Source organism: Nocardia crassostreae, from assembly GCF_001613405.1.
GTDB lineage: Bacteria > Actinomycetota > Actinomycetes > Mycobacteriales > Mycobacteriaceae > Nocardia > Nocardia crassostreae.
Genome location: NZ_BDCH01000011.1, coordinates 51,286 through 77,635, shown reverse-complemented (window position 1 = coordinate 77,635; position 26,350 = coordinate 51,286). Strand labels below are relative to the sequence as shown.

Annotated in this window: 19 protein-coding genes and 2 pseudogenes; 12 read left to right on the top strand and 9 right to left on the bottom strand. The window is 70.3% G+C overall.

Annotated elements, in window-relative coordinates:
• Window positions 1-160 precede the first annotated feature (160 nt).
• The 3 genes and pseudogenes from NC4_RS05855 to qcrB form a co-directional block, all read right to left on the bottom strand.
• A complete protein-coding gene (locus tag NC4_RS05855) occupies window positions 161-2,857 on the bottom strand; it encodes a helix-turn-helix transcriptional regulator (protein WP_169814730.1) in 2,697 nt (898 codons plus the stop codon).
• Window positions 2,858-2,916: 59 nt separating this feature from the next.
• Window positions 2,917-3,162, bottom strand: a complete 246-nt coding sequence (locus tag NC4_RS05850) for a hypothetical protein (protein WP_067533393.1) — start codon at window positions 3,160-3,162, stop codon at window positions 2,917-2,919.
• Window positions 3,159-4,752, bottom strand: a pseudogene (gene qcrB / locus NC4_RS05845) (cytochrome bc1 complex cytochrome b subunit). Before qcrB ends, NC4_RS05850 begins: the two are co-directional and overlap by 4 nt.
• Before the next feature lie 163 nt (window positions 4,753-4,915).
• On the opposite strand from qcrB, the gene NC4_RS05840 reads away from it, so the two are divergent.
• Together NC4_RS05840 and NC4_RS05835 are read left to right on the top strand one after the other, a co-directional pair.
• Window positions 4,916-7,687, top strand: coding sequence for an AAA family ATPase (locus tag NC4_RS05840; protein ID WP_067533840.1), 2,772 nt, complete (start codon window positions 4,916-4,918; stop codon window positions 7,685-7,687).
• Between the two features lie 56 nt (window positions 7,688-7,743).
• Complete coding sequence (locus NC4_RS05835) at window positions 7,744-10,452, top strand: helix-turn-helix transcriptional regulator (RefSeq protein ID WP_067533389.1); 2,709 nt, start codon at window positions 7,744-7,746, stop codon at window positions 10,450-10,452.
• A gap of 11 nt (window positions 10,453-10,463) precedes the next feature.
• On the opposite strand, the gene NC4_RS05830 is transcribed toward NC4_RS05835, so the two are convergent.
• Together NC4_RS05830 and NC4_RS05825 are read right to left on the bottom strand one after the other, a co-directional pair.
• Entirely contained in the window at window positions 10,464-11,414 is a 951-nt protein-coding gene (locus NC4_RS05830; RefSeq protein ID WP_369690686.1) for an NAD(P)/FAD-dependent oxidoreductase, read from the bottom strand.
• Between the two features lie 343 nt (window positions 11,415-11,757).
• The gene (locus NC4_RS05825) at window positions 11,758-12,108 is read right to left on the bottom strand and encodes a DoxX family protein (protein WP_067533386.1); all 351 of its coding nucleotides are present in this window, start codon (window positions 12,106-12,108) and stop codon (window positions 11,758-11,760) included.
• 140 nt (window positions 12,109-12,248) lie between these two features.
• On the opposite strand from NC4_RS05825, the gene NC4_RS05820 reads away from it, so the two are divergent.
• The 7 genes from NC4_RS05820 (at window position 12,249) to NC4_RS05790 (ending at window position 19,766) form a co-directional block, all read left to right on the top strand.
• Window positions 12,249-12,503 (top strand): antitoxin, encoded by a 255-nt coding sequence (locus NC4_RS05820; protein ID WP_245721513.1) that lies wholly within the window; start codon window positions 12,249-12,251, stop codon window positions 12,501-12,503.
• Window positions 12,500-12,820 carry a type II toxin-antitoxin system PemK/MazF family toxin gene (locus tag NC4_RS05815; RefSeq protein WP_067533383.1) on the top strand — a complete coding sequence of 107 codons (321 nt, stop codon included), beginning with the start codon at window positions 12,500-12,502 and terminating at the stop codon, window positions 12,818-12,820. Before NC4_RS05820 ends, NC4_RS05815 begins: the two co-directional genes overlap by 4 nt.
• Window positions 12,821-13,766: 946 nt before the next feature.
• Entirely contained in the window at window positions 13,767-15,227 is a 1,461-nt protein-coding gene (locus tag NC4_RS05810; protein ID WP_245721512.1) for an ABC transporter substrate-binding protein, read from the top strand.
• Window positions 15,224-16,213: an ABC transporter permease gene (locus NC4_RS05805; protein ID WP_157554318.1), complete on the top strand. Its 990-nt coding sequence runs from the start codon at window positions 15,224-15,226 to the stop codon at window positions 16,211-16,213. The genes NC4_RS05810 and NC4_RS05805 overlap by 4 nt, the downstream gene beginning before the upstream one ends.
• A complete protein-coding gene (locus NC4_RS05800; protein ID WP_067533374.1) occupies window positions 16,210-17,043 on the top strand; it encodes an ABC transporter permease in 834 nt (277 codons plus the stop codon). The genes NC4_RS05805 and NC4_RS05800 overlap by 4 nt, the downstream gene beginning before the upstream one ends.
• Window positions 17,040-18,458 carry an ABC transporter ATP-binding protein gene (locus NC4_RS05795; RefSeq protein WP_067533371.1) on the top strand — a complete coding sequence of 473 codons (1,419 nt, stop codon included), beginning with the start codon at window positions 17,040-17,042 and terminating at the stop codon, window positions 18,456-18,458. Before NC4_RS05800 ends, NC4_RS05795 begins: the two co-directional genes overlap by 4 nt.
• Before the next feature lie 48 nt (window positions 18,459-18,506).
• Window positions 18,507-19,766, top strand: coding sequence for an SGNH/GDSL hydrolase family protein (locus NC4_RS05790; RefSeq protein WP_067533835.1), 1,260 nt, complete (start codon window positions 18,507-18,509; stop codon window positions 19,764-19,766).
• A gap of 52 nt (window positions 19,767-19,818) precedes the next feature.
• Here the strand turns inward: NC4_RS05790 and NC4_RS05785 are convergent, their stop codons facing one another.
• Complete coding sequence (locus tag NC4_RS05785) at window positions 19,819-20,895, bottom strand: CaiB/BaiF CoA transferase family protein (RefSeq protein ID WP_067533368.1); 1,077 nt, start codon at window positions 20,893-20,895, stop codon at window positions 19,819-19,821.
• Window positions 20,896-20,998: 103 nt separating this feature from the next.
• On the opposite strand from NC4_RS05785, the gene NC4_RS05780 reads away from it, so the two are divergent.
• Window positions 20,999-21,187, top strand: a complete 189-nt coding sequence (locus NC4_RS05780) for a helix-hairpin-helix domain-containing protein (RefSeq protein WP_067533365.1) — start codon at window positions 20,999-21,001, stop codon at window positions 21,185-21,187.
• A gap of 22 nt (window positions 21,188-21,209) precedes the next feature.
• Here the strand turns inward: NC4_RS05780 and NC4_RS05775 are convergent.
• Both NC4_RS05775 and NC4_RS05770 read right to left on the bottom strand, forming a co-directional pair.
• Window positions 21,210-22,825, bottom strand: a pseudogene (locus tag NC4_RS05775) (acyl-CoA dehydrogenase family protein).
• Window positions 22,826-22,834: 9 nt separating this feature from the next.
• Window positions 22,835-23,458, bottom strand: a complete 624-nt coding sequence (locus tag NC4_RS05770) for a TetR/AcrR family transcriptional regulator (protein ID WP_067533363.1) — start codon at window positions 23,456-23,458, stop codon at window positions 22,835-22,837.
• A 53-nt stretch (window positions 23,459-23,511) separates the two neighbouring features.
• Here NC4_RS05770 and NC4_RS05765 point away from each other — a divergent pair, with 53 nt between their 5' ends.
• Together NC4_RS05765 and NC4_RS05760 are read left to right on the top strand one after the other, a co-directional pair.
• Window positions 23,512-24,285, top strand: a complete 774-nt coding sequence (locus tag NC4_RS05765) for a crotonase/enoyl-CoA hydratase family protein (protein WP_067533360.1) — start codon at window positions 23,512-23,514, stop codon at window positions 24,283-24,285.
• A 30-nt stretch (window positions 24,286-24,315) separates the two neighbouring features.
• Window positions 24,316-25,557: a hypothetical protein gene (locus tag NC4_RS05760; protein ID WP_067533357.1), complete on the top strand. Its 1,242-nt coding sequence runs from the start codon at window positions 24,316-24,318 to the stop codon at window positions 25,555-25,557.
• Window positions 25,558-25,579: 22 nt separating this feature from the next.
• Here NC4_RS05760 and NC4_RS05755 read toward each other — a convergent pair whose 3' ends face one another.
• Complete coding sequence (locus NC4_RS05755; RefSeq protein WP_067533354.1) at window positions 25,580-26,269, bottom strand: pyridoxamine 5'-phosphate oxidase family protein; 690 nt, start codon at window positions 26,267-26,269, stop codon at window positions 25,580-25,582.
• Window positions 26,270-26,350 lie beyond the last annotated feature (81 nt).

Sequence of the window (26,350 nt, the reverse complement as noted above, 5' to 3'; positions counted from 1 at the left end):
GAGCGCGCCGTAGGTGCGAGCCCAGATCCGTGACAATCGGAAAAGGTCTGTCTGCCGCGATATTGCCACCGAATGAGCCATGTCTCCCCCTCCGAGGCACTCCGGTCCCACCCGATTACCCGATACCGCCGGGCCGAAACAGCGGGTGCGGCAGGGCTGCTCAGGCGAGACTGAGCCGGGCCAGTTCCACGCGGTTGCTCACGCCCAGTTTGGGGAATGCGCGATACAGGTGGTGGCCAACGGTTTTGGGGCTCAGGAAGAGTTGGGCGGCGATCTCCTTGTTGGTGGCGCCGCTGGCGGCCAGGCGGACCACCTGGAGTTCCTGGGGGGTGAGGCGGGCGGCCACATCGGTTTCGGGTTCGGGGACGACGCCTTCACCCGCCGCGCGGAGTTCGACGCGGGCGCGCTCCGCCCAGGGGTGCGCGCCGAGGCGGTCGAAGGTTTCCAGGGCCTTGCGCAGCTGCACGCGGGCTTCGGTGGTGCGCCGTTCCCGGCGCAGCAGTTCGCCGTAGGCCAGGGCGGTGCGGGCGTGGTCGTACCAACGGTCGGCGGCGGCATGTGCGGTCAGGGCGCGGGCGAGCAGATCGCCGTCACCGCGCACCTGTCCCCGGCAGCGGAGCAGAAGGCCCTGCGCCCACGGATTGCCCAGTGCGGCAGCCCATTCCTCGATTTCGGCCATGGCGGTGGCGGCGCGCTCCGGGCGGCGCGCCCGGACGGCGGCCTCCACCAGATCCGAGAGCAGGTCGATCCAGTGACCGCGCGCCTGGGCGGGCCCCCGGTACAGCATGTCGAGCCGATCCAGGGCGCGTTCATGGCGGCCCAGCCCCAGATCCAGTAGCGCCAGGGCCCATTCGCAGTGCGTCACGTCGATGGCGTTGTAATCGCCGGGCGCGTGGGCGAGATTGCGTTCGGCCAGTTCCCGGCAGCGCACCTCGTCGCCCTGCACCGCCGCGATGAGGGCCAGCACCGCTTCGGACCCGGCCACCCGATTGGGCTGGCCGATATCGGCGGCGATGCGCACGTTCTGGGTGGCGATGACCTTCGCTTCGCGATGGCGGCCCAGGATGAATTCGGCGGTGGCCAGGGTGGCGGTAATGGCGGGCACCCAGCCGATCATGCCCCGCTCGCACACGAGGTCGGCCAGTTCGTTCAAGCCGTCGCGCGCGATCACCATATTGCCGATGAGGGCGGAGTGCAGGGCGAGACCCAGGCGTAGCGAGATCATTTCGAGCGGTACGAAACGACTGAACTGCACGGTGGTCCGGATGGTGGCGATGCCGTCGGCCAGGTGGCCGTCCCACAGGTCGAGCGGACCGCGCAGCGCGGGCAGCAGCGGTGCGATCGCATCGTCGGTGCGCAGCCCCCGCAGCTGTTCGAAGGTCAACCGCACGCTGCCGAGATCCCCGCTGGTCCACGCGATCCGGCCCGCCTCGATCAACAGCTGCGCGGCGCGTGCGGGTTCGATCTCGGTGACATGCGCGGCCGCCTCGAGCATGAGCTGATGCGCTTTGCGTAGCGACCCGTACTCGAATTCGATCAGGACCCTGGTCCCGGTGACCCGGGCCCGTTCCACCGGTCCGAGCGAAAGCTGTTCGGCCGCTTCGGCCAAGCGCAGGGCGCGGCCGGTGTGCCCGGCCTCGGACGCGGTTTCCACCGCGGACACCAGGCGGCGGGCGCGCGCCACCGGATCGGGGGTGAGCAGGGCGGCGCGCTCCAGCGCGGCGGCGGCCGAGGCGTGCCCGGTGCGTTCGCGCGCCTGCTGGGCGGCCGCTTCCAGTGCGGCGGCGACGGTTTCGTCGGGTTCGGTGGTGGCGGCGGCGAGATGCCAGGCGCTGCGCGCCGGATCGTCGGCGAGCACCGCGGCCAGCGCCGCGTGCACCGCGTGCCGCTGGGTGAAGGTGGCCCCGTGATAGGCGGCGGAGCGCCGCAGCGGATGCCGGAAGGTCACCGTCTGACCGGTGATCACCACCATGCCCGACTGCTCGGCCGCGGCGAGCGCCTCGGCGGTGTGACCGAGCCGGTGCAGCACCCGCAGCGCGATGCCGAGGTCGCCGGTCTCCTCGGCCGCCACCACCAGCATGGCCATGCGGGCGGGTTCGGATTGTTCGGCGATCCGGCGTTCGTAGCCGCTGCGCAGCCGCAGCGGCAGCGGCAGCGGCAGCGGCAGTGGTTCGGCCGGTGAGGATTCCGGGTTCATGCTGGGGAATTCCAGCAGCGCCAGCGGGTTCCCGGCGGCCTCGGCGAGCACTCGTTCGCGCTGGTCCGGGGTGAGGCCGGGCCAGCGTTCGGCCAGCAGGGCGGTGGCGGCGGCGCTGTCCAGCGGCGTCAGCCGCATCCCGGGCAGCCCGCCGTGCTCGAAGCCCTTGCGCGCGGCGAAGAGCATGACGATGCCTTCGGCCCCGAGCCGACGGGCCGCGAAACGGAGGGCGTCGGCGGAGGGCCGGTCCAGCCATTGCGCATCGTTGATGAGACAGAGCACGGGCCCGTCCGCGGAGAGTTCGGCGAGCAGGGTGAGGGTGGCGACGCCGATGAGGAAGCGGTCGGCGCCATCGCTGGCGCACAGGCCCAGGGCGCCGCCGAGCGCACCGTATTGCGGTGCGGGCAGGGCGTCGAGCCGATCCAGCGCCGAGCTCAGCAGTTGATGCAGACCCGCGAGGGGCAGCTCGGATTCGCTCTCGACCCCGGAACACCGCAGCACCCGCCAGCCGTTTCCGGCGTGTTCCTCGGCGGACAGCAGCAGGGCGGACTTGCCTTCGCCCGCCTCGGCGGTAATGGCCAAGGCGCCGCTGCGTCCCCGTTGCGCGGCCCGGAGCAGGGATCCGATCTGCTGCACTTCGTTTGCACGACCGTACAGCACACGCGATAACTTAGGCCCCGGGCCGCGCATCGGCAAACGAGTTCGATAGCCGGATGAGCTCAGCGTGTGTGACGACACAGCACGTCGTAGGCCCGCACAACATCCTCGGGAAAGACCAGAATGCGGAATCGGTCCCGGCGCTGCCGCCAGCGCCGGGACCGGTCCCGCCCGGTGGTGGCGCGCACCCCGTAGGCGTGCAGCAACTGCCGGACGGTGCGCGCGGCCGGTTCGTCGAACACTGTGGCGGCCGGGACCAGCAGACCGAATTCGGCCGCGCCCCGATCCCACCGCAACCAGTTGCTCACGCCTGGCTCCCGCTGTCCTGCTTGGCCTGCAACATCTCCAGCTGCGCCTGTTCCTCGCGATGGTGCTGCTCCCGCAGCGCTGCTCGCTCGCCCGCCGGATCGGCGCGCAGGAAGCTGCCCGCGCCGGGCTTGCCCGCCGATCCGAGCCGGTTCATCTTCTTGGGCACCGGCGCCCCCCTGGTATTCGAGCGGAATCGGATGCCCGTGCGCGTCCACCGGTCCCAGCGACTGATGCACCTCGATGTATTCGCCGTGCGGCAGCCGCTTGATGATCCCGGTCTCGATACCGTGCTCGAGCACCGCGCGATCACTGCGCTGCAGGCCGATGCAGAACCGGTAGGCCAGGAAGTAGGCCACCGGCGGCAGCACCAGCGCCCCGATGCGGAAGCCCCAGGTGGTGGCATTGAGCGAGATATTGAACTGCAGCGAGATGATGTCGTTGACACAGGCCAGCGTGAGCACCACGTACAGCGTGAGCGCCATGGCCCCGATCGCGGTGCGCACCGGCACATCCCGCGGCCGCTGTAGCAGATTGTGGTGCGCGGTGTCGCGACTCAACCGCTTCTCGATCCACGGATAGACCACGATGATCACCAGGAACAGGCCCATGAGCAGCGCCACCCAGGTGGAGGCGGGCACGGTGTAGTTCCCGATGTAGAGCTCCCACGGCGGCATGAGCCGGGCCAGCCCGTCGGTCCACATCATGTAGAAGTCCGGCTGCGAGCCCGCCGAGACCTGGGACGGGTTGTAGGGGCCGAGATTCCAGATCGGATTGATCTGGAACAGCCCGCCCATGAGTGCGATGGTGCCGAGCGTGAACGCGAAGAACGCGCCCTGATCGAGCGAGAACACCGGCACGATGCGCGCGCCCACCACGTTCTTCTCGGTGCGCGCGGGTCCGGGGAACTGCGTGTGCTTCTGGTACCAGACCAGCCCGATGTGCGCCGCGATCAGGGCCAGCATGATGCCCGGGAAGAGCAGCACGTGCGTGATGTAGAGCCGCGGCAGGATGATGGTGCCCGGGAAGTCGCCGCCGAACATGAGCCAGTGCAGCCAGGTGCCGATCACCGGAATGCCCATGGTGATACCGGAGAACGCCGCCCGCAGACCGGTGCCGGAGAGCAGATCATCGGGCAGCGAATACCCGAAGAACCCCTCGAACATGGCCAGGATCAGCAGTAGCGCGCCCAGCACCCAGGTGCCCTCGCGGGGTTTGCGGAACGCACCGGTGAAGAAGACACGCAGCATGTGCACGATGATCGAGCAGGCGAACATGAGCGCCGCCCAATGGTACACCTGCCGCACGAACAGGCCGCCGCGCACCTCGAAGGAGATGTTCAGCGCGGTCTCGTAGGCCCGCGACATGGTCACCCCGCGCAGCGGCTGGTACGAGCCCTGATAGACGACCTCGCTCATGGACGGGTCGAAATACAGCGTCAGATACACCCCGGACAGCAGCAGGATGATGAAGCTGTAGAGCGCGATCTCCCCGAGCAGGAAAGACCAGTGCGTCGGAAAGACCTTGTTGATGGATCGTTTGACACCGGCGGCGAGGTGATACCTCTGATCGGTGGCATCGGCCAAGGCCATCGTCGTCCTCCTTGCGGATTCGAGCGCAGGCGGAGACCTGCTGACCCTTAGACAATTCAGAGCGATGAAACGTGACACCCGGTCCCGGACGATCGCCTACATGTGAGAAACGGAACAGCGGTGCGGCCCCTGCCCCGGATCGGTCTGAATCACGTTGGCGCTCATGCTGTACGGCCGAGCTGAGGAACTGCGCCGGATCGGCGCCCTGCTCGAGGCCGCCGCGAGCGGGCGCAGTGCGGCCCTGGTGGTGGTCGGCGACGCCGGGGAGGGCAAGACGGCCCTGCTGGACGCCGCCGCCAGGCTGACGACTAATCCGGGTCAGGTGCTGCGTTGCGCCGGGGTGGAATCGGAATCGGAACTACCCTTCGCCGGACTACAATCGCTGCTGCGGCCGGTGCTGGATCGGGTGGACGCGCTGCCCGAATCGCACCGGCAGGCGTTGCGCGGCGCGTTCGGTATGTCCGCCACGACCGCGGCCGACCGCTTCACGGTGGGGCTGGCGACGATCTCGCTGCTGGCCGAGCTCACCGCGACCGGTTCGACCCTGTGCCTGATCGATGACCCGCAATGGCTGGACCGCCCCTCCGCCGATGCCCTGCGCTTCGCCGCGCATCGGCTCGGGGAGGAGGCGGCGGTGCTGCTGTTCGCCACGCGCCCGGAGATGACGGGCGTGGATGTGCGCCGGATCGCGCCTTCGGTGCCGCAGCTGCGGCTCACCCCGCTGAGCGCGGCGGACTCGCGGGCGCTGCTGCACGACCGTTTCCCGGAACTGGCCCCGGAGGTGCGCGACCGGGTGCTGGCCGCGGCGGCCGGAAATCCGCTGGCCGTAGTGGAATTGCCGCGCATGGATCTGGAATCCTGCCCGGCGGGCCCGCTCCCGATCCCGGATCGTCTGCGTACCGGTTATGCGGAGCACATTGCCGCACAACCGGATTCGGCGCGCTGGGCGCTGCTGGTCGCCGCCGCCGAGGAGACCGGGAAACTCGCGGTGGTGCGCGCGGCGCTGGCCCGCCTGGAGCTGGGCGAGGCGGCGCTGACCGCGGCCGTGGACTCGTGCATGATCACGATTTCCGGGCAGACGGTGGCCTTCCGGCATCCGCTCAAGCGGGCCGCCGCCTATCAGCTCGCCTCCTTCACCCAGCGGCTGGCCGCGCACGCGGCCATTGCCGACGCGCTCGAACACGACGATCCGGACCGCCGCGCCTGGCATCTGGCCCTGGCCACCCCGGTGCCGGAGGAAAATGTCGCCGCCGCACTGGAAGCCGCGGCCGAGCGCGCCTATCACCGGGCCGCGTACGGTGCGGCCGCGTCCGCCATCGAGCGCGCCGCCCAGCTCACCCCGGACCGATTCCGCCAGGACCGCCGCCTGACTCGCGCCGCGGCCGCGCTGTTCGTCGCCGGGCGGCCGGAGCAGGCCATTGCCGTGGCCGATCGCATCGATGCGACCGCCCTCGATATCGCCGATCAGGCGCGGCTGCGAAATCTGCGCGCCCACATCGCCTTCGAGAACGGCGCCCTCACCACCGCCTACGACCTGTGGCTGACCACCGCGGCGGAGCTCGCGCCGGAGGATCCCGAACGCGCCGCCGCGGTGCTCGTGGACGCCGCCCGCGCGGCGTGGACGGTCGGCGATCTGGCGGGCGCGCAGCTGGCGCACGCGCGCATGTCCGCACTGGCCCTGGATGATTCGTGGGCCCCGCTGCTGGCGGCCGTGGAGGGGCCCAATCGGCTCTTCGCCATGGATCTGACGGCCGGGGTGCGGATGATCCGCGACGGTGTGGCCGCCACCCGCGCCACCGCGGATCCGGCGACCCGTTTCACGCTGGCCCTGCTGTGCGCGCTGGCCGGTGACACCGAGGACGCCCACGATCTGCTGACCGCGGTGGCCGCCGAATGCGGGCAGCTCGGCCGGGTGGCCCGCCTGCCCGCCGTGCACGCCTCGCTCGGGACCATGCAGCTGCTGCTCGGCCATTTCCGGGAGGCGGAGGCGAGCTGTCTGGAGGCGGTGCGCATGGCCGAGGGCACCGGGCAGCCGAATCGGGTGCGGCAGGCCGAATCCGTGCTCGCCGTGCTGGCCGCGCTGCGCGGTGACGAGGAGCGCTGCCGGACCCTGGCCGATCGGTTGTTGCGGCGTTCCCGCCCGGATGTCAACACCATCGACGCCGCGCACGGCGAATGGGCGCTGCTGCTCCTGGATCTCGCGCACGGCCGCTACGAGGCCTCCGTCCATCGGGGCGAGGCGCTCGGCCACAGTCCGCACCGGCCGCTCGGCCAGTGGCCGCATCTGCTGGCGGATCGGGTGGAAGCGGCGGTCCGCCTGCGGGAACCGGAGCGCGCGGCCGAACCGCTGGACTTCCTGCGCCGCTATGCCGAGGCCGCGGGTTCGGCGTGGCTGCGCGGTCTGCTGCTGCGCTGTGAGGCCCAGCTCGCCGGGTACGCCGAACTCTTCGAGCAGGCGCTGAAGGTGCACGCCGCCGCCAACCGCCGCTTCGATCACGCCAGAACCGAACTGCTGTACGGCGAATGGCTGCGCCGCGAACGCCGTCAGCTGGATGCCCGCGCCCGGCTCGAATCGGCGGCGGCGGCCTTCGACGGTCTGGGCGCGCGGCCCTGGGCCGAGCGGGCGCGAGCCGAACTGCGGGCGGCGGGCGGTGATCCGCGCAGGCTGCCCGGCCCCCCGGCCGGACCGAACGTTCCGGCCGGAGGTGCCGTCGGCCACTCGGGAACCGCACCGTCCGACCCGATGAGTCTGCTCACACCCCAGGAGCTCCAGGTGGTCCGGCTCGCGGCGCGGGGCGCGACCAATAACGAGATCGGCGCGCAACTGTGCCTGAGTCCGAAAACCGTTGGACACCACCTGTATCGGGCCTTTCCGAAGCTGGGCGTCAAGAGCCGCGTGGAACTGGCCCGGCTGGCGATCGCGGAGGTGGCGTGAGCGCGGGGGCCGATCGGGATTTTCGAGCCGCCGATCCGGGCCGCTAAGTTCGAGCGATGCTGTACGGCCGGTTGGAGGAAGAGCGGCGGATCAGCAGCCTGTTGTCCGGCGGCGCCGCGGGCGACAGCGGTGCGCTGGCGATCATCGCGGGTGCGGGTGAAGGGAAGTCGGCGCTGCTGGAGCGCGCCGCGGAACTGGCCGATTCCGAGTGGCGGGTGCTGCGCTGCGCGGGTGTGGAGTGCCAGGCGGAACTGCCCTTCGCCGGGCTGCGGCAGTTGCTGGACCCGGCGCTGCACCTCGAGACCGTCCTGCCGGAACCGCAGCGCCGGGCGCTGTGCGGTGCGCTCGGTATGGAGCAGGCCGTCGAGCCCGCCGAGCGGTTCCTGATCGGCCTGGCCACCCTGTCACTGCTGTCGGAGTTCTCGGCGGAGGGCCCGGTACTGTGTCTGGTCGATGACGCGCAGTGGCTCGACCAGCCGACCACGGACGCCCTGCTGTTCACCGCGCGCCGCCTCGGCGACGAGGGCATCGTCATGGTGTTCGCGGGCCGCCCGGAGTTCGACGCGCCTGGTCTGCCGCGGTTGCAGCCCGCCCCGCTCGCACCCGACGAGGCGAAAGCCTTGCTGGCGGAGCGGGTTCCGCGGTTGCCGGTCGAGATGCGGGATCGGGTGATCGCCGAATCCGCTGGCAATCCGCTCGCCCTGCTGGAACTGCCGGGCATGAATCTGGACGCCCCGCCGGTGGGCCCGCTGGATCTGCCGGAGCGGCTGCTGTCAGGTTATCGGGGCCATATCGCCGACCTGCCCGAGGCGGCCCGCCTGGCCTTGCTGGTGGCCGCCGCCGATGAGAGCAATGATCTGGGGCTGGCGCTGCGCGTGCTGGTCGCGCTCGGCTCCGATGCGCGGGCCCTGGCGCATGCGGAATCCACCGGCATGCTCGGCGTCTCGGGGCAGACCGTATGGTTCCGGCATCCGCTCATGCGCGCCGCCGCCTATCGCAGCGCCACCGACGCCCAGCGCCGCGCCGTGCACACCGCCATTGCGTACACGCTGCTCTTCGATCCGGACCGCCGCGCCTGGCATCGCGCCGCCGCGGCCACCGCACCCGAGGAAACCGTCGCGGCCGCACTGGAATCCGCGGCCGAGCGGGCGGGCGAACGGACCGGCCACGGCGCCGCCGCCAGCGCCTGGGAGCGCGCCGCCCAGCTCACGCCGGATCGGTCCGAACAGGCCCGCCGCCTGATGCACGCCATCGAGAATGCCGCTGCCGCCGGGCAATACGCGCGCGCCGGGCGCCTGGCCACCGCGGGCCGACTGCTGGGCGAACGCCTGATCGCCGAGGGCAGCCCACTCGGCCCGGAACGGCTGTATTGCGCCCGCACCTGCGCGGTGCTCGCGCAGATCGAACTGGACAATGGCGCACCGGAGGAGGCGTACCGGCTGCTGCTCGACGCGGCGCGACTGGCGGGGCCGGAGGAACCGGACCGGGCCGCCGTCCTGCTGCTGGACGCGGGCCGGATCGCCTGGGCCATCGGCGATGTGGACGCCTTCCGGGCCGCGCACGCCCTGCTCGCCGATCTGCCGCCGAGCGCCGATCGCAATACCTATCTGCGCATCTATGAAGCCATCCTGGCCTTGTTCGCCGACGATCCGGCCGCGGGCATCGCGCTGCTGCGGCGGAATGTGACCATGCCGGAACATCTCCGGCATCGCGAACCCGCCGTGCGGTTCATCGTCGCCACCCAGGCGCTGGTCCTCGGCGATATGGACCTCGCCCGGGAGATTCTCACCGAACTCGAGGAGTACTGCCGGACCCGGGGGCGACTGGGTTTGCTGGCGGCGGTCGAATTGTGGCTGGGTACCGTGGAATTCGTGAGCGGCCGCTTCCGGGCGGCGGAGATCCTCTCCACCGAGGGCCGCCGCCTGGCCGAGAATATCGATCAGCCGGTGCGCATCATGCACGCCGAGGCCAATCTGGCCATGCTGGCCGCGATCGGCGGCGATGACGAGCGGTGCCTGCGGCTGGTCCGCGACGGACTCGCCCGGCCGGGGCACACCCTGGTCCATCGACGCTATTTCGGCTGGGCCCTCGGCATGCTGGAGCTGGGCCGCGGGCGCTACGGCGCGGCGCTGGAACATCTGGAGGCGCTGGATCATTCGGCCGCCGACCGGCACACGCAGTGGCTGACCGCCTATGCGGACCGGGTGGAAGCCGCGGTCCGCGGCAATGAACCCGACCGCGCCCGGGCGGCGCTGGCCGAGCTGCGGCTGTGGTCGGACGCGCTGGGGGCGCCGTGGGCCGAGGCGCTGCTGCTGCGGGCCACGGCACTGCTCGACAATGATCCCGAAACCTATGCGCGGGCCATGAAATCGCATGCCCGCCAGGATCGCTGGTTCGACCGGGCGCGCACCGGCCTGCTGTGCGGCGAATGCCTGCGCCGGGAGCGGCGCACCGCCGAGGCCCGCGCCGAACTGCGCGAGGCCCTCACCACCTTCGAGCGGCTGGGTGCACGGTTGTGGGCGGACCGGGCGCGCGCGGAACTGCGCGCCGCGGGCGCGGCGCCGGAGCAGCGGTCCGAACCGGCCGCCGCGCTGAGCCCGCAGGAGCTCCAGGTGGTGCGGCTGGCGGCGACCGGCGCGACCAACAAGGAGATCGCGGCCCGGCTGTTCCTCAGCCCGAAGACGGTGGGCCACCATCTGTCCCGGGCCTTCCGCAAACTCGGCGTATCGAGCCGGGTGGAGCTGCCCCGCCTCGAACTGGACTGAACCGAACCCGGTTATCCCGAGTACGCCTTGCGGGTGGCCCACCCGCCTTTGGACGCGCCGGTCGAAGCCAGCAGACCGAACAGTCCGGGCAGCCGCCGATAGGTCCGCACCGGGCGGCGGCTGATGTATTCCTTGTAGCGCACCGCCCGCGGACCGGTCAGCACGAACCGCCGCGGCCGCTCGTCGGGGCGCACGTACTGGATCACCGCATCGCCGCGGCCGAGGCTGACCGGCTGGTGAAAGTAGCCGAACCGGAACGGTTTCGGCTCCAGCCCGCGCAGTTCCCGCGCGATCTGGTCGGCGGCGTGCGCACCCGCCGGGAGCGCGCTCTGGCAGGTGCCGTGCAGTTCTCCCCACGCCTGCCGGATGGCGGCGGCATCGCCGATGGCGTAGATATCGGGATGGGTCACCGCCCGCAGCGTGGGATCGACGGTGACCAGATCCCGCGCGTCCGTGCCGATTCCGGAATCGGCCGCCAGCGTGGGCACCCGCACCCCGGCGGTCCATACCGTGACATCGGAGGGCAGCAGCTCGCCCCCGTCCAGTTCCACCGCGTGCGGCAGCACCTCGGTGACCGCTCCCATACGCACCGCAATGCCCAGCCGGTCGAAGGCGGACCGCACGTACGCGCGCGCCTTCGGACCCAGCACGGCCGCGGGCTCGCCCCGGCTCACCAGGGAAACCCGCAGGTGCGGATAGGCTTCCGCGATCTCGGCGGCGCCCTCCACACCGGTGAGCCCGCCACCGCACACCGTCACCGTCGCGCCCGCACCGAGTTCGCCGAGCCGGTGCGCCAGCTGTCCGGCCCGCTGCGGCGAGTCCAGGGTGTGCGCGAACCGGTCCGCGCCCGGGACCGGCCGGGTATCGGCCGTGCTGCCCAGGGCGTAGACCAGGACGTCGTAGTCGAGGTGCCGCTTCTGCCCCAACGTCTCCACGGCGAGCATGCGGGTCTCGGTGTCGATGACGGTGGCCGTGCCGCAGATGAATTCGACCGCGGTCGGCTCGAGCAGGTCCTCGATCCGGTACTCCGCGGGCTGCCGCCCCGCCGCCAGTTGATGGGTCCGCAGCCGCTCGGTGAACCGGGGGGGACGGATTCACCAGGGTGATGTGCACATCGTCGCGGTGGCGCAGCCGTCGATCCAGCCGCAGCGCACACGTCATGCCCGCGTAACCGCCACCGAATACGACGATGTGGTGCTGAATCATGCGGAGAACGCTATGGACCCGGGCCGGGCAGGGGTATCGGGCATGTGCCCCCATTTCCGGTGTCAGTGGTTCCCGGGGCTCAGCGCGGGTTCCCGGGGCTCAGTGGGCGAGGCCCAGGGCGACGGTGCCCGCGGCGGTGGCGAGGAAGAAGATCGGGAAGGCGATATTGTGCACCACCCCGGTCCGCAGGTGCACCGTCACCGCGCAGAGGTAGAACACCGTGAACCCGACCGCCGCCGCAATGCCCAGCGGCGGCCACCACAGCAGCCCGATCACGAGCCCGATGGATCCCGCGGCCTTGAGCGTCGCCAGCAGCGGCAACAATGGCCGCGGCACCCGCACCTCGTCCATGTTCTTCAGTACCTGCGGATGCTTGCCGTAATTGGCCACGGCCTCGGCGGTATTGATCAGGATGGTGATCACGGCGACGACGACATAGGCGATGAACATGCCACCAGCCTGGTCGCCCGCGCCGGAACACTCCAATACCTGCTTTCATAACCAACGGTTATGAAAGCAGGTACGGATCTTGAACCACGTCTTCGATTAGGGACTGGCCCTTGCGGTTCATCAAGCGGTATCATATCTGTGTGACATATGCGATGACGGTTCGGCTGGACGAAGAGACGTTCCAGCGGCTCAAGGATCTCGAAGCAGCGGGCGCCGCCTCACGCTCCGCGGCCGTCGTAGCAGCGATCCACGAAGCTTGGCAGCATCTACAGGAACAGCGGCTACTCGACGCCTACCAAGCGGCCGTGGCCGAATCCCCGACCTACCCGTACGAGCACGACGAGGAGCGCGCCGCACTGCGGGCACGCCGTAACAGGCGGCAGGCCACCACGTGACACCCACTGCTGCGCCCATACGTGGACAGGTTTACCGCGCCGATCTCGGCTACGGGGCGAAACCCTGGTTGATCGTGTCGAATAACGCCCGCAACCGGGTTACCGATGATGTGCTCGCCGTCCGGCTGACCACCACGAAGCGGCAGCTGCCGACCTGGGTTGAACTCGGCCCGTCCGATCCGCTCGCCGGGTACGTCAACACCGACAACATCGAACCACTCGGCAAAGGCGAACTCGGCGACTACCTCGGCGCGCTCACACCGGCGTCGCTACTCGCGGTCAATCGAGCACTTGCGATCGCGCTAGGACTCCCTTAAGCGCCCCAGCACGATGGCGGGCGAACGGACGACGCCGGTCGAGAAGCTTCGCGCGGCCGCCGGGGCGGCAGTCGACGATCTTGCCCGCTGAGTTGATCAGGGCGGTGTGGCCCGGATTGCGCAGGGTGGCAACCCAGTCGCCGACCAATCGGCCGTCCCATTCGTACCGGTCGTAGGACAGTGCAGGATCGGTGCGACGAGCGAGAATACCGACCCCGGTGGCCACGGGAGGTGAGATCGGCGGTGAGTATCCGGCTCAGCGCAGCACTGCCGCCCGCGATGACCACCGACAGCGCGTCCGCGCCTGGCCGCGCACACCTGCGAGCCGGGCTGTCGAGGCAGGTTTGGGCATCGCTGTGCGGCAGGTCGCTGACTACCATGCGAAACGGCGGAGCCGAGTCGCCGGTGAAGGCGAGCTGCTTGCACGATGAGTTCGATGTGCCGTCGTACGGGGTCAGCGTCCGGCGCAAGCGCGTTCGCCCGGCAGGTTCCGGCTGCTCGATGGCGATTTCGCGCTCCGGGACATAGTTGGCGAGGACGAACGGTTTCGCGAAGCGCCTGCGGGGTCGCTTCACTGGTGCGGCCCCGCCGGAGTTGGTCGCCCATGCTGCCCACGGCCGGAGTGGCGTGCATGCGCCCCGAGGTGACAGCCGGGTTCCACTCGGGACACTGGGCCGGATTGCCGCACCTCGCAGATTTGCCGCGGCGGGAGGGCGATCCACTGGCTGTACGTCGTTGTACGAGGCGTACATCGACGCTATTACCGGTGGCGGCGCACCGAAAGGGTGGGCTTGATCGCAGTGCGTCTTGTCGCCGCCGACCACGGCGGCCCATAGTTAGGGTAGCCTCCGCTCACGCAAGGCAGTTCCATCCGAGGTGTCGAGAGGTTTCGATGGTGCAGGCGACCAGACGTCAAATACTGCGAGCCGGTGCGGGATTGGGCGCGATGCTCGTGCTCGCCGCGTGCTCCGACGACTCCTCCGACGACTCCTCCGGCGGCGGGACGCTGCGGGTCGGGGCGCTGGGCAAGGTCGCCAAGCTGGAGCAGGATCCGCACGCCAATATCCCCAACGACAGCGACTTCTTGATCATCTCGCTGGTCTACGACGCGCTGACGGTTCCCGGCGGCGATCCGAATGTGGCTGCGCGCCTTGCTTCTTCGTGGTCGTCCAATGCCGAGCAGACCCACTGGACCTTCATCATCGCCGACGGAGCCCGCTTCCACGACGGCTCCCCCGTGACGGTCGAGGATGTGGTGTGGTCGCTGCGGCGGCTGCGCGAGATCGGCGGCGAATCCAAGATGCCGGTGGCGAAACCGGAGGACATCACCGCCGACGGCGCGAACAAGATCGTGCTGAGCCTCGCCGCGCCCAATACCCAGATTCCACTGCTGTCCCGGTTGATGACATTTACCGTCAAACAGGGCACCACTGATTTCACCCAGGCGATCGGGACGGGTCCGTTCAAGCTGGAGTCCTACCGGCAGGGCAATGCCCGCCTGGTGCGCAATGACGCCTGGCACGGGCCGAAACCGAAGCTCGACGCCATCGAGGTGACGCTGTTCGAAAGCGTCGACGCGCTGTCGAACGCGGTGATCGGCGGGCAGATCGATCTGGCGTCGAATGTGGGCGCCATCGCGGGCCGCACCGCCGCGGGCCGCGATGGGCTGCAGGTCGTGCGCCGCCCCAACGACACCGCGCTGGCGCTGGCCATGCGCACCGCCGACGGTCCGTTCGCGGACGCCCGCGTGCGCACGGCGCTGCGCCTGGCGGTGGACCGGGACGCCCTGATCACGCCGGTCTACTCCGGCTACGGCGAGATCGCCAATGACGTCATGGGCACCGGGGATCCCCAGTACGACACGACGATTCCACAGCGCACGCGCGATCTGGCGCGCGCCCGCACCCTGCTCGCCGAGGCCGGATTCGACACCGGCCGCACCTACGAGCTCGTCACCAAGGCCGAGGCGCCGGGCGAGGTGGAATCGGCCAAGCTCATTGCCACACAGGCCCGCGAGGCCGGGATTCAGCTGGAAGTGGTTGTCCAGGAATCGAATACGTTCTACGACCGCACCTGGCTGAACGCCCCGCTGTACACGGTGTCCTGGGGTACTAACGATTCCACGCTGTTCTACGCGGCCAAGCTCATGATCTCGTCGAGCGGCCGCAATGAAACCGCGTTCCGCGACCCGAAATTCGATGCCGAGACCGCCGCCGCACTGGCCGCGGGCAATACCGACGCCTTCACCGCCGCGTGCAAGACACTGCAACGCATCCAATACGACCGCGGCGGCTACCTGGTGTGGGGTATGGGCGACGGCATCGACGTGGCCTCCGCGCGCGTCCGGGATCTGCCGACCCTCGGCGGCTTCGGCCGCATGCAGCTGGAACGGACCTGGTTGGCGTGATCACCTTCGCGGGGCTGGTGGCGCGGCGGCTGGCATTGCTGGTCACGCTGCTGGCCCTGGTGTTCGCGGCGGTCGCCCTGCTGCCGGGCGATGCGGCCCGCGCCGCCCTGGGCCGCGATGCCGATCCGGCGTCGCTCGCGGCCAAACGCCACGAACTCGGACTGGATCGCCCACTGCCGGTGCGCTTCTGGGACTGGATATCCGGCGTGGCGACCGGCGACTTCGGCACCACCGCGAGCGGCCGCTCGGTCAACGATCTGCTGACGGCCGCGGCCCCCGCGACCCTGCTGCTCGGCGGTATCGCCTTCGCGCTCACGGTCGTCGCCGCCCTGGCGGCCGGAATGGCCTGGGCGGCACGGCCTTCGGGCCTGATCGCCCGCATTCTGCAACCGGTCACCACTACGGTCGTGGCGCTGCCCGAGTTCGTGCTGGCGGCCCTGCTCATCGGACTGTTCTCGCTCGCGGCGGGCTGGCTGCCCGCCGTGACAGTGGTCGACTCCTCCGGCTATCCGGCCGACGCGGACATGCTGATCCTGCCCGTGCTGGCCCTGGCCCTCCCCCAGATCGGCTGGAATGCCAGGGTGATTCGCAGCGCCCTGGCCGATGCCGCCCGCACCCCGCACGTGGAGTACGCCCGGCTGGCGGGCCTGCCCCCGGTGCGAATCATGCTGCGGCACATCCTGCCCGTGGCGCTGCCCACCATCGCGGCCTCCTTCGCCACCACCGTCGGCATGCTGATCGGCGGTGCGCTGGTCGTCGAAACCCTGTTCAACTACCCGGGTCTGGGTGCGCTGCTGGCGGGCTCGGTCGGCGAACGCGATACCGCCGTGGCCGCCGCGGTCACCGCCATTACCGGTACGGCCATCATTGGCGTCCTGCTGCTCTCCGACGCCATCCGCACCTGGTCGGTGCACGGCATCCGAGCACCGGAGCCGGGCCGCCGGTCGCTCCGGCGCGCCGCGACCGAGGAGGTGCGGGCCCGATGATCCGGGAACCGGTGCGGCAGCTGCCGTGGTTGCGCGCGATCCCCGCGGTGGCCGTGGCGCTGCCCGCGCTCATCGGGCCGCTCGTGGCGAGCCGGGATACCGAGGCGGCCTCGGGACTGCCCTTCGCCGAACCGGATTCGAGCGCGTGGCTGGGCACCGATCGGCTGGGCCGGGATGTGCTCACCCAGCTGCTGCACGGCGGCTGGGGACTGATCGCGCTGGCGGGGGTGATCGCGATTCTGGTCGCCGGACCGTCGAGCGTGCTCGGCACGCTGGCGGCGCTGCGGCCGCGCGCGGGCGTGTTCGTGGAACGCGGGGCCGACCTGGCCGTCTTGCTGCCGCCGATGCTGGGCGTACTCCTGGTCATGCTGTCCTGGCCGGAATCCGGGGTGTTCGGCGTGATCACCGTGGCCGTGCTCTTCGGAATCCCGTACTGCACTCGCGTTTTCGCGGCGGCGGCCGCCGGTGTGGCCGCCACCGGATATGTCGAGGCGGCTCGGGTGAGCGGAGAGTCCACCGCGCACATCGTCTTCCGCGAGATGCTGCCGAATATGCGGGAACTCTGCTGGACCCAGCTGGGATTACGCTTCGTGACCGGCATGTACATCGCCTCCGCCGCCGCCTTCCTGCAATTGCCCGGCACCCTCGACGCGGCCAACTGGGCGATCATGGTGCGCGAGAACGCCTCCGGCATGCTGCTCAACCCGTGGGCGGCGCTGGCGCCCAGCCTCGCCATCGCCGTGGTCGCCGTGGGCGTGAACATCTCGGCCACCGCCTTCGGCCGGATCGCACCGCCCGGCGCCGACGGACCGAAGGGGCCGCGCACATGATCGAGATCACCGACCTCACCATGACCGTGCCCGGCGGATCCACACTGTTGCAACCGATTTCGCTCCACGCGCGCCCCGGCACCCTGACCGCGCTGACCGGCCCGTCCGGCTCCGGCAAATCCACCCTGCTGCGTGCGCTGCTGGGCCACGTGCCCACCGCGGCGGTCGTCTCCGGGTCGGTGCGCGTCGGCGACCACAGTCCGCTGACCCTGGATCCCCGGGCGCTGCGCGCCTTCCGCCGCCACCACATCACCTACACCGGCCAGGATCCGGCCGCCGCCCTCAACCCGACCATGCGCATCCGGGCCCTGCTCACCGAATGCGCCGATCCGGAACACGCCGAACAAGCCTTGGCCGCGGTCGAACTCCCGGATACGCATCTGCGCCGCCGCCCCGCCGAACTCTCCGGTGGCGAACAGCGCCGGGTTGCCCTGGCCCGAGCGCTGGCCCGCCGCACCCCCGTCCTGATTCTCGACGAGCCCTTCGCCGGGCTGCACGGCCGTCTGCAACGCTCGATCGCGCGCTTGCTCCGCACCATGGTCATCGAGGACGGGATGACGCTCGTCGTTTCCGGCCACCATCACGATGTCCTGCACGAGATCGCCGACGAGGTCCGCGCGCTCGGCTCGCCCCTGCCCGGCTCGCCCCTGCCCGGCTCGCCCCTGCCCGGCTCGCCCCTGCCCGGCTCGCCCCTGCTCGACTCACCGCCTCCAGCCTCGTCGACGGCCTCCTCGTCACCGATATCCTCGGCTTCGGCCGCACCAGCCGAACCGGTCCTGGCCGTCACCGATCTGCGAGTGACCCGGGACCGCAGGCCCGTGCTCGAGGGCATCGATCTGATCGTCGGGGCCGGGGAGGCGATAGCGGTGGTCGGCCCGTCCGGCGCGGGCAAGTCGACCTTGGCGCGCGCCATTGTCGGATTGCAGCGGACCACGGGCGAATCCGTCAGCGTCTCCGGCCGGGCGGGTTTCGTGCCGCAGGACAGCACGGGCTCACTGAATCCCCGCCGCACCGTCGCCCAGACCCTCCGCAAGGCCCCGGACGTGGCCGCCGCGCTGCGCACTGTCGAGCTGGATCCCCAACTGGCCCAGCGGTATCCACACGAACTCTCCGGCGGCCAGCGCCAGCGCGTCGCCCTCGCGCGCGCCCTCACCACGAATCCGGCGCTGCTGGTCTGCGACGAGATCACCTCGGCCCTGGACCCGGCCACGGCCGACGCCATCATGGGCCTGCTGGACCGGCTGCGCCGCGAGCAACGCCTCGCCCTGCTGGTGATCAGCCACGATATGCGTCTGGTCGCCCGCTACTGCACCGGCATGTCCGTGCTCGAATCCGGGCGCATAGTCGAATCCGGTCCCGTCGTGGACCTTTTGGACGCACCCCAGCACGACGCGACCCTGGCGCTCATCGGCTGACCCGAACCCGGCGGGAATTAACGGAACTACAGTGCCGTTAGTGTGGTCATGATGATTTCGAAGCGCCGCGTCGCGGCCGCCGTCCTCGCGGCATTCACCCTCGTCGCCGCGGCGGCCTGCGCTACCGAGGGCGAGCAAGCCACCAATGGTTCCGCCTGGTCGGCCGCCTGGTCCGCGGCGGCACAGCGCCCGAGCGCCGGGTTCGGGCCGAACTGGTCGGAGGCGGGTTTCTCCGATCAGACGGTGCGCCAGGTCGTCCGGGTCACCAATGGCGGTGACAGCGTGCGCATCAAGCTGTCCAACCGGTTCGGCGCGAGCCCGCTCGAGATCACCGGGGCGGCCATCGCGGAGGCTAAGGAGGGCGCGGCGGTGCTGCCCGCATCGGTGCGGGCGCTGACCTTCGGCGACGCCGCCTCGGCGGTCGTTCCCACGGGCGCCGAAATCGCCAGCGATGCGGTGGAATTGCCGGTGGACGCGCTGGATTCGGTGGCGGTGACCCTGTATCTGAAGGGCACCACCGGTCCCGCCACCTTCCATTCCCAGGCGTGGACCGATACCTACCGGGCGGCGGGCGATCACCTGTCCGACACGGCGGCAACGGCTTTCACCGAGCGCACCAATTCCTGGTACTACCTCACCGATATCGAGGTCGCGGGCGACACCGCGCGCCGCGACACCGTGGTGGCCTTCGGCGACTCGATCACCGATGGTTTCGGCGCCACCCCGGGCGCGAACCGGCGCTGGCCCGACGCCCTGGCCGACCGGCTGACCGCCGCGAACCGGCAGCAGGCGGTGCTCAATCTCGGCATCGGCGGCAATCTGGTGCTCAATGACTCCGCCTGGTACGGCGAACGTTCCGCGGCCCGCTTCCAGCGCGATGTCCTCGACAAGCCGGGCGTTCGCACCGTGATCCTGCTCGCGGGCGTCAATGACATCGGGTTCAGCGAGGCGCCCGGACAGCCCACCTACCAGCCCGGTCCGGATGTCACCGCCGAACAACTCATCGACGGCTACCGCGCGCTCATCGCGCAGGCCCGCGCCGCGGGCATCCGGGTCGTGGGCGCGACCCTGCTGCCGCTGGGCGGTTCGGATCACTACAGCGCCCGGGCGTCGGCCAAGTGGCATGCGGTCAACGACTGGATCCGCGACTCCGGTGAATACGATGCCGTCGTCGATTGGGCTGCGGCCCTGGCCGATCCGAATAATCCGGAGGCGCTGGCCCCCGCCTACGACAGCGGCGACCACCTGCACCCGAATGACGCTGGATACCGGCTCATGGCCGAGACCATCGACCTCGAAACCCTGTAGCCACCAGCACCGGCCGCCGGTACGAATTCCGTTCGTACCGGCGGCCTTCGGCTCACGCCCAGATATCGCCGATCGGAGTGGTCGCCGCGGGAGCGGGCGCGGGCACCGACGGCGGCGTGCGGGAGAAGCGCAGCGCGGGCGCGGGCTGGCGCATGCCGCCCACGTCGACCAGGGCGGCCCGCGCGGTCAGATGCTCATCGGCGAGAGCTTCGCTGAAGGTGCGGACGGGCGTGACACAGGCGTCCACGCCATCGAAGAGCTCCGACCATTCCGCCTGCGTCTTGGCGGCGAAGCGTTCGGTGAACACCTTGCGCAGCACCTCCTGTCCGGCCCGATCGTTCTGTCCCGGCAGGGTTTCCGGACCCAGTTCGAGCACGCGCAACAGCTCGGCGTAGAACTGCGGTTCGAAGGCGCCGACGGCCATATGCTTGCCGTCCGCGGTCGTATACGTGTCGTACCAGGCCATTCCGGTATCGAGCACATTGGTGCCGCGTTCATCGGACCACATGCCGAGCTGGTTGAGCGAGATCATGGTGTGCGCCAGCGTGAGCACGCCGTCGACCATGGCGGCGTCCACCACCTGCCCCTGTCCGGAGCTCTGCCGCTCCAGCAGCGCGGCCATGATGCCGAGCACCAGGAAGACCGAACCGCCGCCGTAGTCGCCGAGCAGGTTGATGGGCGGCACCGGCTTGTCGCCCTTGCGCCCGATACCGTTCAGCGCACCGGTCAGGCCGATGTAGTTGATGTCGTGCCCGGCCCGCTGCGCGCGCGGCCCGTCCTGACCCCAGCCGGTCATGCGCCCGTAGACCAGGCGCGGATTGCGCTCGAGCGCGACCTCGGGGCCGAGGCCGAGCCGTTCGGCCACCCCCGGCCGATAGCCCTCGATCAGCACGTCGGCCTTGCCGATCAGCTCCAGCACGGCGGCCACATCCGCGGGATCCTTCAGATTCGCCGTGGTGAGCGTGCGCCCGCGCAACTGCGCCTGGAAGGCCGTCGAATCCTTGGGCCGCTGCACCCGCACCACCTCGGCGCCCAGATCGGCCAGCATCATGGCGGCGTGCGGGCCCGGCCCGATGCTCGCCAGCTCGACGACGCGAATGCCCGCCAGCGGACCCCTGCTCGTGTTCACCCTGCAAACCCCCTGTTGGTTGTCGGTCGAATACCCCAGGAGTAGAACACGTTCCACCAAGCGATGCCAGTCGGGTGTCGGAGATGATCAGTACCCTCGGGGCATGACCGATTCTCCACTGCCGAAGATCGGCGCGCCCGCCACCCGGGCCCTCAACGCGGCCGGATATCGCCATCTCGAACAACTGGCCGGAGTCCCGGAGAGCGAGCTGCTGGCGCTACACGGCGTGGGGCCCAAGGCGGTTCGCATCTTGAAGGAAACGCTGTCGGCTCGAGGTTTGGACCTGAGCTGACAGCGTTTCGGGCCACCGCCGCCTACGCCACGTAACCGCGTTCCAGGATGGCCGCGGTATCGATTCCGGTCGGCAGGGTGCCGAAGGCGATACCCCAGTCGCCGCCGAACCGGGTGGCGCAGAAGGCATCCGCCACCGCCGGGTGCCCGTGGCGGACCAGCTGCGCGCCCTGGATGACCAGGGCCATCAGCTCGACCACGCGCCGGGCGCGGTACTCGATATCGCTCAGATCGGTGAGCTCCTTGCCGATCCGGTCGATGGCGGCATCCAGGTGGCCGTTGGCGCCGCGCGCCAGGGACACCTCGGCGAAGAACGCCTCGACGGTTTCGGGCTGACGTCCCATGGCACGCAGGGCATCCAGCGCCGCCACATTGCCCGAACCCTCCCAGATGGACATGAGCGGGGCCTCCCGGTACAGCCGCGGCATACCGGATTCCTCCACATAGCCATTGCCGCCCAGGCATTCCAGGGCCTCCGCGGCATGCGCGGGCGCGCGCTTGCAGACCCAGTACTTGGTGACCGCCAGGGCGATACGGCGGAAGTTCGCCTCGGCCGCATCGGTGGCGGCGCGATCGGTGGCCCTGGCCAGCCGCATCATGACGGTGGTGGCGGCATCGGATTCGATCACCAGATCGGCGAGCACATTGCGCATGGCCGGTTGATCGATGAGATTGGCGCCGAACGCCTTCCGGTGCCGGGCGTGATGCACCGCGTGCACCACACCGGCGCGCATACCGGTGGCGGAGCCGATCACGCAGTCCAGGCGAGTCATATTGACCATTTCGATAATGGTCTTCACGCCCGCGCCCTCCGCGCCGACCAGCCAGCCCGTCGCGTTCTCGTACTCGATCTCTGAGGACGCGTTGGACTTGTTGCCCAGCTTGTCCTTGAGCCGCTGCAGGCGCAGGGCGTTGCGGCTGCCGTCGGGCAGCACACGCGGCAGCAGGACAGCCCTCCCGGGGCCTGCGCCAGGGTCAGGAACATATCCGACATGGGCGCGGAGGTGAACCACTTGTGCCCGACGATCCGGTACGTGCCGTCGGATTGCGGTGTGGCCGTGGTGGTATTGGCGCGAACGTCCGAGCCGCCCTGCTTCTCGGTCATGGACATACCCGCGATGAGACCGGCCTTGGTGGACGGTTCCCGCAGCCCGTAGTCGTAGGCCCGGGAGGCCAGCAGCGGTTCGTATTTCGCGGCCAGTTCCGGATTGTGGCGCAGCGCGGGCACCACGGCGTAGGTCATGGAGATCGGGCACATATGGCCCGCATCGGCCAGGCCCCAGGTGTAGAACTTGGCGGCACGGGCCACATGCGCGCCCTGCCGGTCGTCCTGCCACGGCGAACCGTGTAGGCCGTGCCGCACCGCGACATCCATCAGATCGTGCCAGTGCGGGTGGAACTCCACCTCGTCGACGCGATGGCCGTAGCGGTCGTGGGTGATCAGCTTGGGCGGATAGTCGTTGGCCAGCCGCCCCCACTCCTGCACCGTCGCACTGCCCGCCAGCGCGCCGAGTTCGCGCACCTCGGCCTCGGCCCACCCCGCGCCCTCCCGGTGCAGACCCTCGAGGAGCGCGGGATTGACGGAGTTGTCGAAGGGGACGATGTTCGGCGCCTGATTGAACACGTCGTGGGTGTGCATGGGGGACTCCTATTTCTGAGGTACACCGAGTGCGCGCAGGGCGAAGGCGACGAGTTCGGGCACCACCGATTCGCTGTCCACCTGCTCGGCCAGCGGTCCGACGAGCACTTCGCCGATGGCGCCGACCAGGGCGGTGGCGCTGGTGCGCGGATCCTGCGGGGGCAGTTGACCACTGGCGACGCCGTCGGCGATGGCGGATTCGAAGGTCTCGGCGAAGGCGCGGCGGAAACGCAGGCGTTCGGTGTCGACGGCGGTGTCCACGGGCTCGGCGAGCAGCACGTAGGCGAGTTTGGGGTTCTTGAGGGCGCGGCCCGCGAAGGTCTCCACCGCGGCCGTGACCCGTTCCACCGCAAGGCGTTCGGCGGGCCGCGGCGCGGTCGAGACGCCGCCCGCCGCGGCCACGGCGGCCACTTCGCGGGTGACGACTTCGCGGAATACGGCGGTGACCAATTCGGACTTGCCGCTGAAGTTCTTGTAGACCGTGCCGGTTGCCACGCCCGCCTCGGCGGCGACGGCGGCCATGGACAGTCCGGCGAATCCGTCCCGCGAAAGCACGGTCATCGCGGCCCGCACGATCGACCCCGCCTGGGCGTCGAGGCGGGCCTGTACGGCGGGGGTTCTGCGGTAGGCCACGCAAGAAGTGAATCATAAATTCATTTCTTGACGCAACGGTGGATTTACGGCGTATGGTCGAGCCCGTGAGCGTACGAGTCGAACGCAACGGCCCCGTGACCACCGTGATCCTGCACCGCCCGGAAGCCCGCAATGCCATCGACGGACCGACCGCCGCGGCCCTGGCCGACGCCTTCCGCGAGTTCGACGCCGACCCCACCGCCTCGGTCGCGGTGCTGTGGGGCGAAGGGGGCACCTTCTGCGCGGGCGCGGACCTGAAGGCCCTCGGTACCGAACGCTCGAACCAGGTCACCGAGGACGGCGACGGCCCGATGGGACCCACCCGCATGGTGCTGTCCAATCCCGTGATCGCCGCCGTCTCCGGCTACGCCGTGGCGGGCGGCCTGGAACTGGCGCTGTGGTGCGATCTGCGAGTCGCGGAGCAGGACAGCACGTTCGGCGTCTTCTGCCGCCGCTGGGGCGTGCCGCTCATCGACGGCGGTACGGTGCGCCTGCCGCGCATTATCGGCACCGGCCGCGCCATGGATCTGATTCTCACCGGCCGCGCCGTGGGTGCGCCCGAGGCGTTGCAGATCGGCCTCGTCAACCGGGTCGTCCCGGCAGGCGAATCCTGCCGCGCCGCCGAGGAACTCGCGGCCGAACTGGCCACCCTCCCGCAGACCTGCCTGCGCTCGGACCGCATGTCGGTGCTGGAACAGGACGGCCTGGACGAATCCGCCGCCATCGGCAACGAACTGAAGCACGGTGTCAAGGCTCTGATGGACGGCGCCCTCGACGGCGCCCAGCGCTTCGCCTCGGGGGCGGGCCGCCACGGCCGCCCGGCCTGAATTTCCCGGCCTCGGTACGCTCGCTGTTCGATGAATCGGCTGAGCGTGGTGGACGAGATCTTCCTGCGGGCGCATCGGGGGATGGGAACCCCGATCGCCCTGCAGGGGCTCTGGCGTACCGCCGACCCGCTCGACGCCGATCTGCTGCGGGGCATTCACGATCGATTGCGCATCGGCCCACTGGGGCGGCGCGTGGTGCGCGCCCGGGTCCCCGGCGCCCGCCCGCGCTGGTTGCCGAACACCCAGGCGCATCCCCTGGTCATTGCCGAGCATCCGATTCCCCCTGCCGCACTGCTGGATTGGGCCGATGCGGAGGCCGGTGACCTCGACCCCGAACTCGGTCCCGGCTGGCGGCTGTCCGCCGCCGGACTCGCCGACGGCGGCTGCCTGCTCTCGCTGACCTGCTCACACGCCCTGGCCGACGGCCGCGCCCTGAGCCTCGCCGTCGATCACGCCCTGGCGGGCACCCCGCTCGCCACACCCGTTGCCGGGCATTCGGATTGGGCCGACGCCCGGCGCCAGTGGGCCACCGTCCTGGGCGGCACCGCCCGCGCCCTGCGCACCGGCATCCCCGCCCGCCCGACGCCTCCCGCCCCGCGCCCGATCGCGCGGCCGGGGGCCGGGTCCGCGGTCACCAGCAGCGCCATCCTCCAGATTCCCGCCCGCTCCTGGACCCGGGTGGCGGTGGCGCACGGCGGCACCGCCAACAGCCTGTTCATCCACCTGGTGGCGAATATGCTCTGGGACACCGGCTTCCGCTCCCCCGCCATTGCCGCCAGCCTCCCCGTCGACACCCGCGACGAGCCCCGCGTGGACAACGACATGTCCATGACCGAGATCGCCGTCACCCGCGACGACACCCCCGCCACCATTCGCCACAAGGCCCGCGCCGCCTACGAACACCGCATGACCAGCCCCGGCGGCATCCCCGAAGAACTCCTCCAGGTCATCCCCGACCGCTGGGCGCACGCCCTCGCCAAGGGCGCGGGTGAACGAGACATCCTGTGCTCCAATATCGGAACCCTCCCCGACTCCTTGCTCTCGCTGGGCCCGCACCCCTGCACCGGAGTGGCCGCCCGGGCGCTGCATCCGGGCCTGCGCCCCGACGCCCTCCCCCGAACCCGCCTGTCCGCCTATCTGACCCGCATCGCGGACAGCTACACGCTGTCACTGGTGAGCCTGGATCCGGATGCCGTCCCCTCCCACACCGCCCTGACCACCCTGGCCCGCAACGCCCTCAATATGTACGAACTGCCCGTCACCAGTTGGTGACGGGCAGTTCGCGGGCCATCGGCTATCGCACCGCGACCGGTTCGGCACAGCGCGCACGCACGTGCTCGGGAATCTCGATGCCGGGCTCGAGATCGGCGGAGGAGACGGCCGGGTCGAAGACCTGGCGAATGGGCAGGACGCCCGCCCAGACGCCGCCGGTCTCGATATCGGACTCGTCGTCACGCGGGCCGCCCGCGCGCATCTTGACCGAGGCCTCGGTCAGATCGACGGCGAGGACCATGGTCGCGGCCATTTCCTTCTTGTTCGGTCGCCGTACGGCGTCCCAGGAGCCGGGGGCCAGGTGTTCGACGATGACGCGCAGGGCGTGCATGCGGGTTTCGGGATCGGTGACTTCCACCGGGCGGGCGTGGATCACGGCCGAGCGGTAGTTCATGGAGAAGTGCATGGCCGAGCGGGCGTAGACCAGGCCGTCGACATGGGTGACGGAGACCGAGACCTCGCCGCGCAGGGCAGCGCGCAGATTTCCGGCGCCGGTCGAGCCGTGCAGGTACAGGGTGTCACCGTCGCGGCCGTACGTGGTGGGGATGACGACGGGGCTGTTGCCGAGCACGACGCCGAGGTGGCAGAGCAGGCCCGCGTCGAGCACCGCGTCGAGGGCGGCACGGTCGGTCGCGCCGCGCTCCTTCGAGCGGGTCAGGCTGCTGCGCGGGGTGGGTGACAAGGGGGTCCGGGTCTCGGCTGGATCGGTCATGAGATCAGTCTCGCCGGGGGAATGGTCTTCCTGAATAGCCAATTCTCGGTAAGAATTGAAGACCACTTAGGGAGGGAACCA